The organism is Arthrobacter sp. PM3 (assembly GCF_003352915.1).
Classification (GTDB): Bacteria; Actinomycetota; Actinomycetes; order Actinomycetales; family Micrococcaceae; genus Arthrobacter.
In genome coordinates this window covers 724878-743342 of record NZ_CP022314.1, presented here as the reverse complement: position 1 = coordinate 743342, position 18465 = coordinate 724878, and the positions used below count along the sequence as shown (strand labels likewise).

The following is an 18465-nucleotide window of genomic DNA, read 5'->3' as shown; positions in this document are numbered from 1 at the left end:
GCCTACGGTGGTGCGCCGCCGCAGGCCATGGCAAATGTCTTACGGCCGCCGGGGCAGGGCAGCACCCGACGCGCCGTCCTGGCAGCACCGTTGCGTGGCCTTTGCGGTGCTGAGCGGCGGATTCTTCCGCAAATGAGGAATATAGTGGGGGCATGCCTAATATTCGCGTCTCCGAAGCGGCCCGGTTCCTCGGCGTCAGCGACGACACCGTCCGGCGCTGGATTGAGCAGGGAAGCCTGACGCCTCTCAAGGACGATGCCGGCCGCCTGGCAGTGGACGGCCTGGAACTGGCGAAACTGGCCCGGGACCAGGCCCAGCTTCCCGACGATCCGGCCCAAGTGGGAAGTTCGGCCCGGAACCGTTTCGTCGGACTCGTCACCGCCATTACGGCGGACACCGTGATGGCGCAGGTGGAGCTGCAGTGCGGACCGTTCCGCGTGGTGTCCCTGATGAGCAGCGAGGCCGTGCGCGACCTCGGGCTGGAGCTCGGCTCCGTGGCGACCGCCGTCGTGAAAGCCACCACCGTGATCATCGAAACACCCAAGGGAAAGGGCATCGCATGAAGCTGGGCAACAGGATTGCCGCCGTCGTCATGGCCGCGGCCGTGTCCGGTGCCGCCGCAGCTTGCGCCGCACCGGCAGACCGGAATCCTGCAGCCGGGGACTCCGGGAGGACCCTCACCGTGTTTGCCGCCGCCTCGCTCAAGGCACCCTTCACCAAGCTTGCGGCCACCTTTGAAGAGGGCCACCCGGGCACCAAAGTGGCTCTGAGTTTCGCCGGCTCCTCCGACCTCGTCACCCAAATCAGCCAGGGAGCCCCCGCCGATGTGTTCGCGTCGGCCGACACCAGGAACATGACCAAGCTCGCCGATGCCGGTCTGCTGGATGGTGCAGCCGCGAATTTCGCCACCAACGTGCTGGCGATCGCAGTCCCGCCGGCCAACCCGGCGTCGATCGCGTCCTTCGCCGACCTCGCCCGCCCGGGCGTCCGGGTGGTGGTGTGCGCCGGCCAGGTGCCCTGCGGCGCCGCCACGGCCGCCGTCGAAAAAGCCACCGGCGTGACGCTGAAACCGGTCAGCGAGGAATCCTCCGTCACCGACGTTCTGGGCAAGGTGACCTCGGGCGAGGCCGACGCCGGCATCGTCTATGTCACGGACGTGAAGGCCGCCGGTGACAAGGTCAAGGGAATCCCCTTCGCCGAAGCGGGCAAGGCCGTCAACGTGTACCCCATCGCCACCGTGGGTTCCAGCAGGAACAAGGAACTGGCGGCTGCCTTCAGCGCGCTGGTCACCGGCGCCGAGGGCAAAAAGGTCCTGGCCGATGCCGGGTTCGGCGCACCGTGAGCACCGCATGAGGCACGGCGGCGGGTACGCGGGGATTCCACGGTGGATCTATGGCGTCGCCGCGGTGGGGGCAGTATTCGTCCTCCTTCCCCTCGCCGCCGTCGTCGCGCGGGTCAACTGGGCGCAGTTCGTCCCGTTGATCACCTCGGACGCGTCCCTGACCGCCCTGGGACTGAGCCTGCGCACCTCGGCGGCGAGCACGGTCCTGTGCCTCGTGCTTGGCGTCCCGCTGGCGCTCGTCCTGGCCCGCGCGCAGTTCCGCGGGCAGCGGCTGCTGCGCTCCTTCGTCCTGCTGCCGCTGGTCCTGCCGCCCGTCGTTGGGGGCATCGCGCTGCTTTACACCTTTGGCAGGCAGGGGCTGCTCGGGCGCTCGCTGCAGGTCGCCGGCATCCAGATCGCGTTTTCCACGACGGCGGTGGTCCTCGCCCAGGCCTTCGTGGCGCTCCCGTTCCTCGTGGTGAGCCTCGAGGGGGCGCTGCGCTCGGCCGGGAGCCGGTACGAGGCCGTCGCCGCGACGCTTGGGGCCCGCCCCACCACGGTGCTGCGCCGGGTGACCCTTCCACTGGTGCTGCCGGGGCTCGCGTCCGGAGCCGTGCTCTCCTTCGCGCGCAGCCTGGGCGAGTTCGGCGCCACGCTCACGTTCGCCGGAAGCCTGCAGGGCGTCACCCGCACCCTTCCGCTGGAGATCTACCTGCAGCGTGAGACCGACGCCGACGCCGCCGTCGCGCTTTCACTGGTCCTAGTCGCGGTGGCCGTCGCCGTCGTCGGACTGTCCTACCGGCGCCCGCCGGGAACCGGCGGAGGCGGGGCGCCGGAGTTGCCGTCGGCGCCGGAGAAGGTGGTGCCGTGAGCGTCCGGATTGATGCCGCCATCGCTGCCCGCGGCTTCGACGTCTCCCTGAGCCTGGCGGCGGGCGAAACCCTCGCGGTCCTGGGCCCCAACGGAGCGGGCAAGTCCACGCTGCTCGCCGTCATGGCGGGCCTGCTCCGCCCGGATGCCGGCAGGTGCGAGGTGGACGGCAGGATCCTGTTCGATCTCGGCCCCGGGGCGAACACGTGGACGGCGCCCCACCGCCGCGGGACGGCCCTCCTGGCGCAGGAGCCGCTGTTGTTTCCGCACTTGAGCGCGCTGGACAACGTCGCCTTCGGACCCCGGAGCGCCGGCATGGGCATAGCCGCGGCCCGGGAAACGGCGCGGCACTGGCTGGCCGAAGTCGACGCCGCCGCGCTCGCAGCCCGGCGGCCCGGGGAACTGTCCGGCGGGCAGGCGCAGCGGGTGGCCGTGGCGCGTGCGCTGGCCGCCGCCCCCGACCTCCTGCTGCTCGATGAGCCCATGGCGGCCCTCGATGTTCACGCCGCGCCGCTGCTGCGCCGGTTGCTCAAGCGCGTCCTCGCCGGGCGCCGCGCCGTCATTGTCACCCATGACGTCCTGGACGCCTACATGCTCGCGGACCGGGTGATTGTCCTGGAAGGCGGCCGGATCAGCGAGGAGGGCCCCGTCCGTGAGGTGCTCCGGCGGCCGCGGAGCCGCTTCGCCGCCGGCCTGGCGGGGCTGAACCTGGTATCGGGAACCGTGACCGCGGCCGGCATCCGTTCCGCCGAGGGCCTGGAATTTGCCGGGCAGCATGATGACCCCCTGATCCCCGGGCAGGCCGGCGTGGCCGCCTTTGCGCCGTCGGCCGTCTCCGTATTCCTCAGCGAGGCGCACGGCAGCCCGCGGAACTCGTTCCGGGTGACGATCACGGACCTCGAACCGCACGGGGACCAGGTCCGCGTCCGGGCAGGGGACCTGGCGGCCGACATCACGCCGGCGGCCTCCGCGGACCTCGGCCTGGCCCCGGGGCTGGAGGCCTACTTCGTGGTCAAGGCCGCGGCGGTGGCGATTTACCCGGCGTAGGTGCGGGTCACGTTTGGGGGCTCCGCGGGGTTAATCCTGGGCGGCTGCAGGGTTAATCCTGGGCGGCTGCGCCGCGGGGTGGACGGACCGGGTGCTGGCTGACGATGGAGACCCGGTTGAACGCGTTCATCGTGATGGCCAGCCAGCTGACGGCGGAAAATTCCTCGGCCGTCAGGTGCTTCCGGGCCTGGGCGCCCTCGTGATCGCGGGCGTGGGCATCGGAAATGGAGGTGATGGCCTCGGCAAGCGTCAGGGCCGCGCGTTCCTTCTCGGAGAACAGCGGGGTGTCCCGCCATGCCGGCAGGACCGCGAGGCGTTGGGGCGATTCGCCGTTCTTAAGGGCATCGCCCACATGCAGGTCCAGGCAGAAGGCGCAGCCGTTGATCTGCGAGATGCGGACATTCAGAAGCTCGATCAACTTCCCGTCCAGCCCGGCCTCGGCGGCCGCCTCCTTGGCCTTCAGGCCCAGCCCGTTCAGTGCGCGCCAAGCAGCGGGGTGCTCCTTGTCAAGAAAGACCCTCCGGTGCTCGGGATTCTGCGGTGCCGCGGTTTCGTTCATGGAATCCACATTACCGACGAGCTTCACTGCGCCGCGGAGCGTCGTGTGACAATTTTGTCAAACATGTGACAAGCTTTCCTGGTGGGAGTGATTGGTGCGGTGGCCGGTTCCTTGGGGGACCCGGCCGCCGCACCGCTCTTTCCGCCCCGGTCCCTCTCCGAGGGACATGCCCATTTTTCGCGCCCTCCCGCGGGGACATGCCCAACCTTCGAGCCCAGGAATGCGCAGAGTGGGCCTATGTCCACTGGTCGGCCCTCACGGAGGACATGCCCGGCCTTCGGGCGGGGCAATGGGGGGACATGCCCAGTCCTGAGGCCGGGCGCGCGGGGGCATGCCCAATCTTCGAGCCCAGGAATGCGCAGAGTGGGCCTATGTCCACTGGTCGGCCCTCACGGAGGACATGCCCGGCCTTCGGGCGGGGCAATGGGGGGACATGCCCAGTCCTGAGGCCGGGCGCGCGGGGGCATGCCCAATCTTCGAGCCCAGGAATGCGCAGAGTGGGCCTATGTCCACTGGTGAGCCCTAACGGAGGGCATGTCCCGCGGCCGGGGAGACTGCGGGACCACCCCGGCCAGTTCAGCGCCCGCGGCTGCCATTGCGGCAGGAGTTCCGGCCACGATGATGCCGGCAAAACGGTCGGCGGCGGCGCCAAAGTCCGGATCCACCGATCCCACCACGGCGTACACGGGCGTGGTGCCTGCCCGGGCCAGGATGGCGGCAATGATCTTTCCCTGGCCGGTCTGGGAATCCAGCCGGCCCTCGCCGACCACCACCGCGCTGCTCCCGGCCAGGTGTGCATCGAAGCCCAGCAGGTCCAGCACATAATCCGCTCCCGAAACCAGGCTGGCGCCGTAGCGGGCCCACAGGCCGCCGGAGAACCCGCCGGCTGCGCCGGTGCGGTCCACCGGCCGCGGATCACGCCCGTAGTCGTGGGCGAACGACTCGGCGAGCATGTCCAGCCTGCGCGTGAGCAGCCCGACCGTGTCCTGCCCGGCGCCTTTCTGCGGACCGAAAACCCGGGCCGCGTCGCTGAAACGGGTCGTGACGTCGCTGAGGACCACGATCTCCGCGCCGAGAATCCCCCCGCGGTCCTCGATTGCGGCGATGGCCCCGACGCCGCCGTCGGTCGTGGCCGAGCCGCCGGCCGCCACCAGGATGCGCCGTGCGCCGTAGCGGGCGGCCTCCGCGATCAGTACGCCGGTGCCGTAGGTGCTGGCCGCGACCGGGTCCCGGCCCGTGCAGGAGGGCAGGTTCAGGCCGCTCGCGGCCGCAAGTTCGACGACGGCGGTTCCGCCGTCGGTCAGCCCGATCACCGCGTCGACCGGTTCGCCCCACGGACCTACGGTGGCGACCCGGACGGGCCGGGCATCCAGCCCGGCGGCGAGCGCCTCGAAGGTGCCCTCGCCGCCGTCGGCCACGGGCAGTTCGCGGGCGGCGCCGCCGGCGGACCGGATGCCCGCCGCGATGTGCGCGGCGACCTCGGCCGCGCTGAACGTGCCCTTGAAGCTGTCCGGGGCCACGAGGATGTTCACGGGATCAGAACCCCACGTTGTCGCGGCCCTTGAGCTGCAGCATCTGCCGGGCCTCGTCGGGCGTGGCGACCTCAAAGTTGAGGGCCTCCAGGATGGTGCGGATCCGGGTGACCTGTTCGGCGTTCGAAGCGGCGAGCTGTCCGGGACCGATCCAGAGGGAATCCTCCAGTCCCACACGGACGTGGGAGCCCATGGCGGCGCCAATCGTGGCCAGCGGCATCTGGTTCTTGCCGGCACCCAGGATGGACCATTCGTAGTCCTGGCCCAGCAGCCGGTCCGCGGTGCGGCGCATGTGCATCAGGTCCTCGGGGTGGGCGCCGATGCCGCCGAGCAAGCCAAAGACAGACTGGACGAACAGCGGGCCGCGGGCCAGTCCGCGGGCGTGGAAGTGGGCGAGGTTGTTCAGGTGCGAGATGTCGTAGCACTCGAATTCGAAGCGCGTGCCGTTCTCGTTGCCGATCCCCAGAATCGTTTCGATGTCCTGGAAGGTGTTCTTGAAGACGAGGTCCCGGCTCTTTTCGAGACCCTCGCGTTCCCAGGCGTGGCCGAATTCGGTGAAGCGCTCCAGCATCGGGTACAGCCCGAAGTTCATTGAGCCCATGTTGAGGGAGGCGAGCTCGGGCTTGAAGAGAGCCGCCGGCCGCATCCGTTCCTCCACGCTCATGTGCGGCGAGCCGCCCGTGGTGATGTTGATGACGGCGTCGGTGTTGCGCTTGAGCTTGTCCAGGATGGGCGCGAAGTGTTCCGGATCCTGCGAGGGGCGGCCGTCCCTGGGATCGCGGGCGTGCATGTGCACAATGGCGGCGCCGGCCTCTGCGGCGCCGAGCGCGGCGTCGGCAATCTCATCGGGCGAGACCGGCAGATGCGGGGACATGGACGGGGTGTGGATGGCGCCGGTGACGGCGCTGGTGATGATGACCTTGCGGACAGCAGCCATGGGAGAGTCTCCTTCGGGTCAGTAGAGCTTTTCGGTGTTGCCGTCGACGGCGAGGGCCTGGCCGTTGACGTTGCGGGCCATGCTGCTGGCGGCGAAGACGGCCATGTTGGCGATGTCCTCGGCCTCGATCAGCCGGCCCAGCGACGACTGGTTGTGGTAGAGCTCCGAGACCTCGTCGGCCGGTCGCCCCAGCATCTGCGCCTTGGCGGCGATGACGGCGTCGATCCGGGGACCATTGACGGCGCCGGGGCAGATCGCGTTGACCCGGATCCGGTCCGGGCCGAGTTCGATCGCGAGGGTCTTGGTCAGCCCGACGACGGCCCACTTGGACGCAGAATAGGCGCTGCGGCCGGCCATGCCGAGCCGGCCGGCCGCGGACGAGAGGTTCACGATCGAGGCGTCGCGGCCCTGCCGGAGCAACGGCAGCGCATGCTTGATGCAGTAGAACTGGCCGTGGATGTTGACGTCGAACGTGGCCTTCCACGCCGCGGCGTCCAGGGTTTCCAGCGGGCCGGTGGGCCCGGCAATCCCGGCATTGTTGACGAGGACGTCGAGGCCGCCGAGCCCGTCCCGGACCGTGCCCATGAGGGTGCGGACCTGGTTCTCGTCCGAAACGTCGCTGACTGCTGCCTGCAGGCCGTTGACGCGGGCCTTCTCGACGGCGTCGGGGTCTATATCGGTGACGAAGACGGCGGCGCCGAGTTCGCGGAACTTGTTGGCGATGGCCAGGCCGATGCCGTTGGCTCCGGCCGTGACCAGGACGCGCTTGGCGGTGAAATCCATGGGTTTTCCTTGCAGTGGTAGTTCGGTGGGCCGCTCCGCTGACAGGCGCGAGGCCTGTCAGCGGAGCGGGGGGCGGTGGGGCAGGGCGTCAGGGGCTGGGCGTCAGTGCGCCGCGGGGACGGCGGCAGGCTTTTCCGTGCCGCGCTTGAGCAGCAGGGAGAGCAGCGCGCCGACCACGCACATGGCCACGATGAACCACAGGCCGGAGAGCTTGGAGCCGGTGGCGTCCTGCATGAAGCCCATGACGTAGGGGCCGAGGAAGCCGCCGCAGAGACCGACCGTGTTGACGAACGCGATCCCGCCGGCGAGGGCGGCGCCGCTGAGCCGGGTGGCGGGGTAGGTGAAGAGGATCGGCTGGAGGGCGAAGAAGTTGAACGCGGCGAGGCAGAAGCCGATCATGCCAAGCACCGGACCGCCGACGGCGCCGAGCGCGAAGCCGGCGACGATGCCGGTCATGGTGCCGGTGACAAGCACCCGGGAACGCCGGCCGTCGGTGGCGAAGCGGGGGACCAGCAGGGCGCCGGCGGCGGAGTAGATCCACGGGATCGCGGTCAGCAGGCCGATCTGCAGCGGGTTGAGCTTGCCGTACGTGCCGATGATGGAGGGCAGGAAGTAGGACAGGGCGTAGACGGCGATCTGGTGCGTGAAGTAGACGCCGACGACGAGGAGGATCTGCTTGTCCTTGAGCGCATCGCGGAGCCGGTGGTTGCCGGAGGCTTCGGCGCCGGCGGTCTCTTCGGCGGCGATCCGGGCCTCGAGGTCGGCGGCCTCCTCGGGGCTGAGGAACTTGGCCTGGCTGGGGCGGTCCGGGAGCTTCTTCCAGACCACGTAGGCAAGGATGCAGGCGGGGAGCCCCTCGACGATGAACATCCACTGCCAGCCATGCAGGCCGCCGAGCCCGTCCAGCGTCAGGAGCAGGCCGCCCAGCGGGGCGCCGACGATGTTGGCGATGGAGACACCGAGCAGGAACATCCCGTTGGCCTTGGCCCGGTCCTTCACCACGAACCACTGGGTCAGGAAGTACATGACGCCGGGGAACAGGCCGGCCTCGGCCACGCCCAGGAGCATCCGCATGATGTAGAAGGACCATTCGCCCTGGACGAAGGCCATGCCGGCGGAGATCAGGCCCCACGTGATCATGATCCGCATGATCCAGAAGCGGGCCCCGACCTTGTGCATGATCAGGTTGGACGGGATCTCGGACAGGGCGTAGGTCAGGAAGAACAGCCCCGCGCCGATTCCGTACGCGGTGGCGGAGATGCCGAGGTCGATTTCCAGCCGGTCCTTGGCCATGCCGATGTTGGTTCGGTCCAGGAAGGCCATGATGTAGGCGCCGATCAGCAGCGGCATAACGCGGCGGAGGATTACGCCGTTTATTTCCTGCGGTGTGCGCATCTTCTTTGGTGCGGATACAACTGACATGGGTCGGGGTCCTTGGGTCGGGGTAAAGGGGCAGGGTTTGGGGGACAGCGGGCAGCATTGGAGAAGCCCTGGTCGGGTACGGTGCGGGTCTGGGGTGGTGCGGGGAGTCAGGACGTGGCCGGCGTGCAGCCGCAGGTGCGGCCGACGTGCAGGCGGTGCCGGCACACTTTGGAGGTGTAGGTGGCGGACGGGGAATCGATGCGTTTGAGCAGCATGGCGAAGGCCTCGTTGGCCATCTCCTGCTGCGGCTGGACAATGCTGGTTAGGTTGATCAGCCCGGAGCGGCTGTGGGGCAGGCCGTCACAGCCGGCGACGGCGACGTCGTCCGGGATACGCAGCCCGCGGGACAACGCATATTCCATGACGCCGATGGCAAGTTCGTCGCTGCCGCACACCACGGCCTGCGGCGGGGTCCCGGCGGAGAACAGCCGTTCGGCGGCCAGCCGGCCGCCCTCGTTGTTGACCCGGGTGCTGATCTTGCGGTCGCTGCTGATGGTGATCCCGGCCGCGGCGGCGGTCCGGACAAAGGCTTGTTCGCGGGCCAGGGAGGCCGTGGAGAACCGCGGGCCGATCACCGTGGCGATTTCGGTGAAGCCGTGGCTAAGCATGTGCTGCATCAGCGCGGTGGCTGCGGCGTCGTCGTCGATCCCTACGAAGTCAGAGTCGAGGAAATCCGCCCGCCGGGACAGGCACACGTAGGGGATCCGGGCCGCACGCAGGGTCCGCAGGGCTGTGGCGTCGTCCCGGAGTGACGCGGCGAGGATGATGCCGTCCACGTTGCGGTGCGCGAGCGTCGAGGTGACCTGGGCGAGCGTGGCGGGATCGTCCTGGGTGGTGGCGACGAACACCTCGTAGCCGGATTCAGCCGCCGCGGAGATCACGCCCTGGGCCCAACGGGGGAACATCGGGTTGATGATGTTGGGCAGGATCAGTCCGATGACCCGCGTCCGCTGCGGGTCCGTGGACTGCGAGGGCTTACGGGGCCTGAAGCCCAGCTCATTGGCCACGTGGATGATGTGGCGCCGCGTTTCGGGCGAGACTCCGCCCTTGCCGTTGAGGACATAGGACACTGACGCCGGGGATACCCCGGCCGCCCGCGCTACCGCCGCGGCAGAAACCGGCGCCGCGCGGCCGTCCATGACGTTGTTTGTGGCATGTTCCTGCATGTCCGGCCCTCCTTCGCGTCGATTTGTGCTCCTGTGACTCCAGTTACAGTAAGGACGCTGCGGAACGTTAAGCAACGTTAAGTGATTTCTGACCGTTCAGCGGCGCGGGCCGCCGGGCATGCCCGTTTCTGCCCCGTCGTGCTGAGCATGCTCATTCTTCGTGGGTCGCCGGCGGGGCATGCTCATTCCTCGCGCCCCGGCCAAGGGCGCATGTCCAGTCTTGGGGCGGAGGGATGGACATAGTGGTCCTATGTCCAGTCCATGGGCTGAGGGGAGGGCATGTCCCCCGGGAGCGGCGGGGAAGAATGAGCATGTCCCACGGGGCGGCGGGGAGGAATGAGCATGTCCCCTGCGGTGGGGGTGCGGTGGGGGATACCCAGACACAGACCCAGACCCAGACCCAGGCCCCGGCCCCTCGCCCCGGCGCCAGGCCCCGGCCCCTCGCCCCGGCCCCAGGCCCCGGCCCCTCGCCCCGGCCCCTCGCCCCGGCCCCTCGCCCCGGTGAAAGCAAGCCTCCGCTCCCGCCCCCGGCAAGGTGCCCGCCATCTGCCTTGAACCCCCGCGGGCACTCCGCCCCTAGACAGGCGTTTCGCTGTCGGCAAACATGGTGCGTGCGGCTGCCATCGCAAAGTTGAGCGATGTAGACTCAACTTTGAAATCAGGACCATTCCGGAAGGAGCCCTCTTTGGACGCCAAATTCACCACCAAGAGCCAGGAGGCTCTCGCTGCAGCGGCCATGAACGCCTCGACCGCAGGAAACCCGCAGCTCGAACCAGCCCATCTGCTCAAGGCGCTCATGGACCAGCGGGAGGGCGTCGCCGTCGCGCTGCTTCGGGCCACCGGGGCCGACCCGGATGCTGTCAGCGTCCAGGCGAGCACCGCCATCAAGGCCCTCCCGTCCACCTCCGGGAGCAGCGTGCAGCAGGCGCAGCTGTCCCGGGCCGGGCTGCAGGCCATCCAGAACGCCCAGAACGAGGCCGAGCGCCTCGGCGACAGCTTCGTCTCCACCGAGCACCTGCTGCTGGGGCTCGCGGCCGGGAGCGACGGCGTCGGGCGGCTTCTGCGCGAGGCGGGCGCCTCGCATGAGGCGCTCCTTGCCGCCCTGCCGGGCGTCCGCGGCGACCGCAAGGTGGACAACGCCGACCCCGAGAATTCGTTCCAGGCGCTGGAGAAGTACGGCACGGACCTCACCGCGGTCGCCCGCTCGGGCAAGCTGGACCCGGTGATCGGCCGTGATGCCGAGATCCGGCGGATCATCCAGGTCCTGAGCCGCCGCACCAAGAACAACCCGGTGATCATCGGCGAGCCCGGCGTCGGCAAGACGGCGGTGGTCGAAGGCCTCGCCCAGCGCATTGTGGAAGGCGACGTGCCGGAAAGCCTCCGCGGCAAGACCCTGATCGCCCTGGACCTCGCCTCGATGGTGGCCGGCGCGAAGTACCGCGGCGAATTCGAGGAACGGCTCAAGGCCGTTCTGGAGGAGATCAAGAGCTCCGAGGGTCAGATTGTCACGTTCATCGACGAACTCCACACTGTGGTCGGTGCCGGGGCCAGCGGCGACAGCTCCATGGACGCCGGCAACATGCTCAAGCCTATGCTGGCCCGCGGCGAGCTGCGGCTGATCGGCGCCACGACGCTGGACGAGTACCGCGAGAACATCGAAAAGGACCCCGCCCTGGAACGCCGGTTCCAGCAGGTCTACGTCGGCGAGCCGAGCGTGGACGACACCATCGGCATCCTGCGCGGCCTCAAGGAACGCTACGAGGCCCACCACAAGGTCTCGATCGCCGACTCGGCGCTCGTGGCGGCCGCGACCCTGTCGAACCGGTACATCTCCGGCCGCCAGCTGCCGGACAAGGCGATCGACCTCGTGGACGAGGCCGCGTCCCGGCTGCGCATGGAGATCGACTCCGCCCCGGAGGAAATCGACCAGCTGCGCCGGCAGGTGGACCGGCTGACCATGGAGGAACTGGCCCTGGCCGGCGAGACCGACCCCGCCTCCGTGGAACGCCTTGCGGCCCTTCGCGCCGACATGGCCGACAAGAAGGAAGAGCTTGCGGCCCTGAACGCCCGCTGGGAAGCTGAGAAGGCCGGCCTGAACCGGGTGGGCGACCTCCGCGCCAAGCTCGACGAGCTCCGGTCCGCGGCCGACAAAGCCCAGCGTGAGGGTGACCTCGAGACGGCGTCCCGGGTCCTCTACGGCGAAATCCCGGCTCTGGAGCGGGAGCTGAACGCCGCCGCCGAGGCGGAGGCCGCCGTGCCGGACAAGTCCGGGCAGATGGTGGCCGACGAGGTCACCGCCGATGACATCGCCGAGGTGATCTCGGCCTGGACCGGCATCCCCGCCGGGCGCATGCTCCAGGGCGAGAGCCAGAAGCTGCTGGAGATGGAACAGGTCCTGGGCGAGCGGCTGATCGGCCAGAGCAAGGCCGTCGCCGCCGTCTCCGACGCGGTGCGTCGCGCCCGCGCCGGAATCAGCGACCCCAACCGGCCCACCGGCTCCTTCCTGTTCCTCGGCCCCACCGGCGTGGGCAAGACCGAGCTCGCCAAGTCCCTCGCCGACTTCCTGTTCGACGACGAACGCGCCATGGTGCGGATCGACATGTCCGAATACTCGGAGAAGCACTCCGTGGCGCGGCTGGTCGGGGCACCTCCCGGCTACGTCGGCTACGAGGAGGGCGGCCAGCTGACCGAGGCCGTCCGCCGGCGCCCGTACTCGGTGCTGCTGCTCGACGAAGTGGAAAAGGCCCACCCGGAGGTCTTCGACATCCTCCTGCAGGTCCTCGACGACGGCCGGCTCACCGACGGCCAGGGCCGCACCGTGGACTTCCGCAACGTGATCCTGGTGCTCACCTCGAACCTTGGCAGCCAGTTTTTGGTGGATCCCAACCTGGACGCCGAGGCCAAGAGGAACGCCGTCATGGCCACCGTCCACGCCTCCTTCAAGCCCGAGTTCCTGAACCGGCTGGATGAAGTGGTGCTGTTCGACCCGCTAAGCGTCGAGGAGCTGTCCCGGATCGTGGAACTGCAAGTCAAGGAGCTGGGCGAGCGGCTCAAGGGCCGCCGCCTGAACCTTGAAGTGACCGACGGCGCCCGTGCGTGGCTGGCGGTGACCGGGTTCGACCCCGCGTACGGCGCCCGGCCCCTGCGCCGGCTGGTCCAGCGCGAGATCGGCGACCGGCTGGCCAAGGCCATCCTGGCCGGGGAGATCTCCGACGGCGACACAGTCGTGGTGGACACCGCGCCGGACCTCATGGAACTGACCATGGGCGGGGCTTCGGGCGCAGACCGGCCTGCGGGCCTCGCGTCGACCGGCAGCGGGCTGTCGGTCCGCCGCAAGGAATAACCGCCGGACCTGGATGCCTCATCCAAATTAAATGCCGCCGGCAGCCGGGGAATCCCGGCTGCCGGCGGCATCTGACCATCGTTAACCACAAGCACTAGGGGAGCAAGGACTCTTTGATGACGTTCCCGCCGTCCGTCACGGCATAGCAGTCAACCCGGCGGTCGCCCTTGTCCCAGCTGCTCGAACTCGGGTAGGCCAGCTTGTAGCTGAGGTCGTAGTCGCCGGCCTTCTCGGTCAGGGGTGCGGCCTTGCAGGCGCCGCGCGCTTTCTGCTTCAGTGCTTCCCGGCCGGGATAGGAATCGTCCGCCGCGTATTTTTCGACGGCGACCAGCTGGGCCGAGTGCGCCGTGCTGCAGTCCACAATCGTGGACTGCTGGGCGTCCGGATCGAAATCCTTGAAACAATCACGCAACTGGAACTCCAGGGGGCTGACACCTTCCAGCGGCAGGGCGCCACGCGTGGCCGGGGCCGATGCCGCCGCCGACGGCGCTGCCGGGTCCGTGCCGCCGCCGTTCGCGGAAGACTGCGGACCACCGGCGAAGGAGGCGACGGCCCACCACACCAGAAGCGCGAGCACCACGAGCACGGCCGCCGCCGCGCCAAGCCGCTTGGGTCCCTGCCGGCGGATCCGGCGGACCAGGGGGCGGGCGCGGCGTGAAACGGCGGCCGTCAACCCGGGCAACGTGACACCGGACAGCTTCCCGGACAGCTTGCCCGGCAGGGTTTTGGCTGCCGGGGGGTTCTTCGCGGTCTCCGCGGCACCGCCGGCGGACTCGGCGGACGGCGCCGGGGGCGGTGTTGTGTCCTGTTCCCGGGTGACGGTAACCACGGGCAGGGCGGACGTCGGCGGCCTCGACGGCGGCGGCGGGATGATCCCGCCGTCGTGCCTTGGATTCTCTTCAGTCACTGAGAAATTCACCACTTCCGTGCATCATTGCCGGGGCTGGAGGCCCGGCATCGTGGCCCTTTTCCGGGCGCACATCACGAAACTCTATCGAAGAAGCGCCGCCGGGCGCATGCCACGGCGGCCCCGGGCGTCCCTGCCGGACGCGCGACACTGTCCACAGGGGCGGGCCGGCAAGCGGCTGAGGCCGAAAGCATGTAATCTAGGTGTACGACAAATTGACCAAACATTCCGGGGCCTCACCGATCGCCAAAGGTGACCACCTCCGGTCCAAGTACAAAAGGGGGTCACGCCATGGGGCGCGGCCGTCAAAAGGCAAAAGCTACCAAGCAGGCTCGGGACATCAAGTACTACTCCCCGAACACTGACTATTCGGCCCTTCAGCGCGAGCTCACGGGCCCGGGCAGTCGTGCCACGAAGCACTACGCGGATGACCCGGTCGAACCGGATTATTCGGCGTATGTGGACAAGTACGCGGACGATTTGGAAGACGACGACGACGAGGTAAATTCCCGTCGGATAGGTTAGTCGACACTTCCGCCCGGTAGATTTGTCCGGGGGACCCTGCCGGCACCGCGGTGCCGGCCAACGAATTTCAGGCCGCCGGCCACTCCTGTCTCAGGCGTGGCCGGCGGCCTTTCGTGTGCCCGGGCTGGCCCCGGCTTAATCGTTGCCGCACTGACCGTCCCAGTGTTGAATGTTTCAGTGTTGAATGTTTCTGTGTTGAATGTTTCTGTGTTGAGTGTTGCCGTGCCGGCCGCGTCAGCCGCGCCGGGTTTCCCCGGGCACGGTGTCCATACCCCGGAGGGACAGCCATGACCATCCGCACAGGTTTCGCCACGGGCGAGCTTTGCTGGACCGACCTCCAGACCAGGGATGTGGAGGCGGCGAAGGCCTTCTACGGTGCGGTGTTCGGCTGGCGGTTCGAGGACCTGCCCACCCCTGGCGGGGGCAGCTACGCCAAGGCGTTCCTCGGCGACGACCTTGTCACGGTGCTCGCGCCGCAGAACCCGCCGCAGGGCACACCGCAGGCAGCGGCGGACGGACCGGGCCGCTGGCACGTGTACTTCGCCACCGGCGACGCGCGGGATCTGGCCGCCGAGCTGGCTCATTCCGCCGGGCGCCTCGAGTTCGGTCCCGAGGCAATCGGCGACACCGGAACCTTGGTCTTCTTCGCCCCGCCCGGCGGCGGCACCACGGGGGCATGGCAGGCGGGCAGCCACTTCGGAGCCGCCCGGATCCAGGCCGCGGGCTCGCTGGCCTGGGCCGAGCTGCTGACGCCGGAGCCGCAGGCCGCCGTCGGGTTCTTCCAGCAGCTCTTCGGGCACGAGGTGACCGAATACCCCCAGGACGACGGCGGCACCTACACGACGCTGATGGTGGACGGCGCCGAGGTGGCCGGGATCGCGCGGGTACCGGGCGACGCGCAGGACACCCTCCAGCCGGGGTGGCAGGTGTACTTCGGCGTGCCGGACGTGCAGGCGGCGGTCCAGGCGGCCGTGGCCGCGGGCGGCGTCGTGCTGATTGAACCGGAGGACGCCGGCGAGGGCGGAGCCATTGCGACGATCCAGGACCCGCAGGGCGGCGTCTTCAGCCTGCTCGAGGCTTAAAAACGTCGGGTGCTCCGTAACAGCAGTTACGGAGCACCCGACGAGGGTGCGGGGTGCAACGTCAGGCGTAGGCGTTGACCAGCCGGACCGCACCGCCGTCGACGCCCTTGGCGCCCTGGACGTAATCCGGGCCGGTTTTGACGATCGAATCCGAGTTTTCCTCGACCGTTCCCATGATCCAGGACGGCAGGCCGCGGTCGTTGAGCCGGGTCACGGCGGCGTCGGCGGCCTCCGGGGAGACAATGGCGACCATGCCCACGCCCAGGTTCAGGGTGCGCTCGAGGTCGGCCAGCGGGACGTTGCCCAGTTCGGAGACCAGCTTGAAGATGGCCGGCAGCTGCCACGTGGCGCGGTCGACCGTGGCCAGCAGGCCCTGCGGCAGGACGCGGGCGAGGTTGGCCGCGAGGCCCCCGCCGGTGACATGGCTGAAACCGTGGACGGCCCGGCCGCCGGCGGAACCGTCCACCGGGAACGTGCGGGCGAGGTCCAGGCAGTCCGCGGCGTAGACGCGGGTGGGCTCGAGGAGTTCCTCGCCCAGGGTGCGGCCGAGTTCGGAGACCTGGCGGTCCAGGGCCCAGCCGGCGTGGTTGATGACGCGGCGGACCAGGGAGTAGCCGTTGGAGTGCAGGCCCGAGGACGCCATGCCGATCACGACGTCGCCGGCGCGGACCCGGTCCGGTCCGAGCAGGGCGTCGGCCTCCACCACACCGGTGGCGGCACCCGCGACGTCGTACTCGTGCTCACCCAGCAGGCCGGGGTGTTCGGCGGTTTCGCCGCCCACCAGGGCGGTGCCGGCGACGGAGCAGGCGGCCGCGATCCCGCGGACGATGTCCGCGATCCGCTCCGGAACCACCTTGCCGCAGGCGATGTAGTCGGTCATGTAGAGCGGCTCGGCGCCCACCACGACGATGTCGTCCACCACCATGCCGACGAGGTCGAACCCGATGGTGTCGTGGATGTCCATGGCCTGCGCGATGGCGACCTTGGTGCCGACGCCGTCCGTGGACGTGGCCAGGAGCGGCCGCTTGTAGGTCAGCAGCCGGGAGACGTCGTAGAGGCCGGCGAACCCGCCGACGCCGCCGATCACCGAGGCGTTGTGGGTTGCCTTGACGGCATCCTTCATGAGTTCGACGGCGCGGTCTCCCGCTTCGACGTCGACGCCGGCGGAGGCGTAGGTGATGCCGGAGTTCTGGGCGGCGTTCATGTCAGCGGCCGGGGAGGCGGAAGTCATACTGGCTCTTTCTTGTCGGCTGTGGTGACGCGGTCGGCATCGGTGAGCAGTTCTTCGTATTCGGAGTCCGGCCCCGGATCGCAGCCCGTGGCGCCGGCCTTGTCGGCCGGGTCGTCCGAGATCGTGGTGCCGGGTTCGGCGTCGGACTCGGGACCTGCGGTCGGTGCCGTAGCGCCGCCGGACACGGCGGCGGGAGTGCCTGCGGCAGCCGGGAGGCCGCCGGGCTGTCCGACAGAGTCGGGGCGCTCGAGCAGGTTCTTCCCGAGTTTGTCGGCGCCGGGCAGTTCGATCGGGTACTTGCCGGTGAAGCAGGCGGTGCAGAGGCGCTCGCGCGGCTGCCGGGTGGCGGCGATCATGCCGTCCTCGGAAATGTAGGCCAACGAGTCGGCGCCGATCGCCTGGGCGATTTCCTCGATGGTGGCGCCGTTGGCGATCAGTTCGGCGCGGGAGGCAAAGTCGATGCCGTAGAAGCACGGCCACTGCACGGGCGGCGAGGAGATCTTGACATGCACGGACGCGGCACCGGCTTCGCGCAGCATCCGGACGATGGCGCGCTGGGTGTTGCCGCGGACGATCGAGTCGTCCACCACCACCACGCGCTTGCCGCGGATCACGGATTCCAGCGCGTTGAGCTTGAGCCGGATGCCCAACTGGCGCAGTGTCTGCGAGGGCTGGATGAACGTCCGGCCCACGTAGGCGTTCTTGACGAAGCCGTGCGCGAACGGGATGCCGGATTCCTCGGCGTAACCCACGGCGGCGGGCGTGCCGGATTCCGGCACGGGGATGACGATGTCGGCTTCCTGGGTGTTCTCGCGGGCCAGCTGGCGGCCCATCTCCACCCGGGATTCGTAGACCGACCGGCCGGCGATCGCGGCATCCGGGCGGGCGAGGTAGACGTATTCAAAGACGCAGCCGGCCGGTGTGGCCTCGGCGAAGCGCTGGGAACGGACACCGTCCTCGTCGATCGCGATGAACTCGCCGGGCTCGATTTCGCGGATGAAGCTCGCACCGACCGTGGCCAGGGCGGACTGCTCGGAGGCGACCACCCAGCCGCGCTCCAGCCGGCCCAGGCACAACGGGCGGATGCCGTAGGTGTCGCGGGCCGCGTAGAGGGTGCCCTCGTCCATGAAGACGAAGCAGAAGCCGCCCTTGATCTTGGGCAGGAGTTCCAGGGCGGTCTGTTCGAGGGACTTGCCCTCCTCGCCTTCCAGGAGGGCCGTGACCAGGGCGGTGTCCGAGGTGTTGCCCTGCTTCATCTCGCCGCTGAGGTTTCCGCCGTTGCGGTCCGTGATCATGGCCTTGAGCTCGGCCGTGTTGGTCAGGTTGCCGTTGTGGGCCAGCGCCACGGTGCCCGTGGCGGTGGCGCCGAGGGTGGGCTGGGCGTTGGCCCAGTGGCTCGCGCCGGTCGTGGAATAGCGGCAGTGGCCGACGGCCAGGTGCCCGGTCAGGGTGTTCAGCGTCGCCTCGTCGAAGACCTGGGATACGAGGCCCATGTCCTTGTAGACGTTGATCCGCTTGCCGTCGCTGGTCGCAATACCAGCCGACTCCTGACCCCGGTGCTGCAGTGCGTACAGCCCGTAGTAGGTAAGTTTTGCTACTTCTTCACCGGGTGCCCAGACCCCGAAGACGCCGCATGCGTCCTGAGGGCCTTTTTCGCCTGGGAGAAGATCATGAGAAAGTTTTCCATCGCCGCGTGCCACTGGTCGATTATCTCACGATGTGCGGTAAGACTTTTCCGGC

Annotated in this window: 16 protein-coding genes; 7 read left to right on the top strand and 9 right to left on the bottom strand. The window is 69.1% G+C overall.

The window, feature by feature from the left end; translation table 11 throughout:
• Positions 1-152: 152 nt before the first annotated feature.
• From CFN17_RS03490 to CFN17_RS03475, 4 genes are read left to right on the top strand one after another with little or no spacing between them, the layout of a single operon-like run.
• On the top strand, positions 153-563 hold the full coding sequence (locus CFN17_RS03490; protein ID WP_208749986.1) for a molybdopterin-binding protein: 411 nt from the start codon (positions 153-155) through the stop codon (positions 561-563).
• Positions 560-1342, top strand: a complete 783-nt coding sequence (gene modA, locus CFN17_RS03485; RefSeq protein ID WP_208749985.1) for a molybdate ABC transporter substrate-binding protein — start codon at positions 560-562, stop codon at positions 1340-1342. Before CFN17_RS03490 ends, modA begins: the two co-directional genes overlap by 4 nt.
• Positions 1320-2192, top strand: coding sequence for an ABC transporter permease (locus CFN17_RS03480; protein ID WP_395926100.1), 873 nt, complete (start codon positions 1320-1322; stop codon positions 2190-2192). Before modA ends, CFN17_RS03480 begins: the two co-directional genes overlap by 23 nt.
• The gene (locus CFN17_RS03475) at positions 2189-3238 is read left to right on the top strand and encodes a sulfate/molybdate ABC transporter ATP-binding protein (protein ID WP_208749983.1); all 1050 of its coding nucleotides are present in this window, start codon (positions 2189-2191) and stop codon (positions 3236-3238) included. Before CFN17_RS03480 ends, CFN17_RS03475 begins: the two co-directional genes overlap by 4 nt.
• Before the next feature lie 52 nt (positions 3239-3290).
• On the opposite strand, the gene CFN17_RS03470 is transcribed toward CFN17_RS03475, so the two are convergent.
• The 6 genes from CFN17_RS03470 to CFN17_RS03445 all read right to left on the bottom strand — a co-directional run bounded on the left by CFN17_RS03470 (position 3291) and on the right by CFN17_RS03445 (position 9637).
• Positions 3291-3797: a carboxymuconolactone decarboxylase family protein gene (locus CFN17_RS03470; RefSeq protein WP_208749982.1), complete on the bottom strand. Its 507-nt coding sequence runs from the start codon at positions 3795-3797 to the stop codon at positions 3291-3293.
• Between the two features lie 503 nt (positions 3798-4300).
• A complete protein-coding gene (locus CFN17_RS03465) occupies positions 4301-5329 on the bottom strand; it encodes a glycerate kinase (RefSeq protein WP_208749981.1) in 1029 nt (342 codons plus the stop codon).
• A 4-nt stretch (positions 5330-5333) separates the two neighbouring features.
• Positions 5334-6266 (bottom strand): 3-keto-5-aminohexanoate cleavage protein, encoded by a 933-nt coding sequence (locus tag CFN17_RS03460; protein ID WP_208749980.1) that lies wholly within the window; start codon positions 6264-6266, stop codon positions 5334-5336.
• 18 nt (positions 6267-6284) lie between these two features.
• Complete coding sequence (locus CFN17_RS03455; protein ID WP_208749979.1) at positions 6285-7049, bottom strand: SDR family oxidoreductase; 765 nt, start codon at positions 7047-7049, stop codon at positions 6285-6287.
• A gap of 102 nt (positions 7050-7151) precedes the next feature.
• Positions 7152-8471 carry an MFS transporter gene (locus tag CFN17_RS03450; RefSeq protein WP_261792339.1) on the bottom strand — a complete coding sequence of 440 codons (1320 nt, stop codon included), beginning with the start codon at positions 8469-8471 and terminating at the stop codon, positions 7152-7154.
• Between the two features lie 107 nt (positions 8472-8578).
• Positions 8579-9637, bottom strand: a complete 1059-nt coding sequence (locus CFN17_RS03445; RefSeq protein WP_208749978.1) for a LacI family DNA-binding transcriptional regulator — start codon at positions 9635-9637, stop codon at positions 8579-8581.
• A 685-nt stretch (positions 9638-10322) separates the two neighbouring features.
• Here CFN17_RS03445 and clpB point away from each other — a divergent pair.
• Positions 10323-12980, top strand: coding sequence for an ATP-dependent chaperone ClpB (gene clpB / locus CFN17_RS03440; protein WP_208749977.1), 2658 nt, complete (start codon positions 10323-10325; stop codon positions 12978-12980).
• A gap of 94 nt (positions 12981-13074) precedes the next feature.
• Here the strand turns inward: clpB and CFN17_RS03435 are convergent, their stop codons facing one another.
• Positions 13075-13887, bottom strand: coding sequence for a septum formation family protein (locus CFN17_RS03435; RefSeq protein ID WP_208749976.1), 813 nt, complete (start codon positions 13885-13887; stop codon positions 13075-13077).
• A 291-nt stretch (positions 13888-14178) separates the two neighbouring features.
• Between CFN17_RS03435 and CFN17_RS03430 the strand changes: the two genes are divergently transcribed.
• Positions 14179-14412 (top strand): DUF3073 domain-containing protein, encoded by a 234-nt coding sequence (locus tag CFN17_RS03430; RefSeq protein ID WP_208749975.1) that lies wholly within the window; start codon positions 14179-14181, stop codon positions 14410-14412.
• Positions 14413-14699: 287 nt separating this feature from the next.
• Positions 14700-15494: a VOC family protein gene (locus CFN17_RS03425; protein ID WP_208749974.1), complete on the top strand. Its 795-nt coding sequence runs from the start codon at positions 14700-14702 to the stop codon at positions 15492-15494.
• A 61-nt stretch (positions 15495-15555) separates the two neighbouring features.
• On the opposite strand, the gene purM is transcribed toward CFN17_RS03425, so the two are convergent.
• Both purM and purF read right to left on the bottom strand, forming a co-directional pair.
• Positions 15556-16725 carry a phosphoribosylformylglycinamidine cyclo-ligase gene (gene purM / locus CFN17_RS03420; RefSeq protein ID WP_208749973.1) on the bottom strand — a complete coding sequence of 390 codons (1170 nt, stop codon included), beginning with the start codon at positions 16723-16725 and terminating at the stop codon, positions 15556-15558.
• Positions 16722-18425, bottom strand: coding sequence for an amidophosphoribosyltransferase (gene purF, locus CFN17_RS03415; RefSeq protein ID WP_208749972.1), 1704 nt, complete (start codon positions 18423-18425; stop codon positions 16722-16724). The genes purM and purF overlap by 4 nt, the downstream gene beginning before the upstream one ends.
• Between the last annotated feature and the right edge of the window lie 40 nt (positions 18426-18465).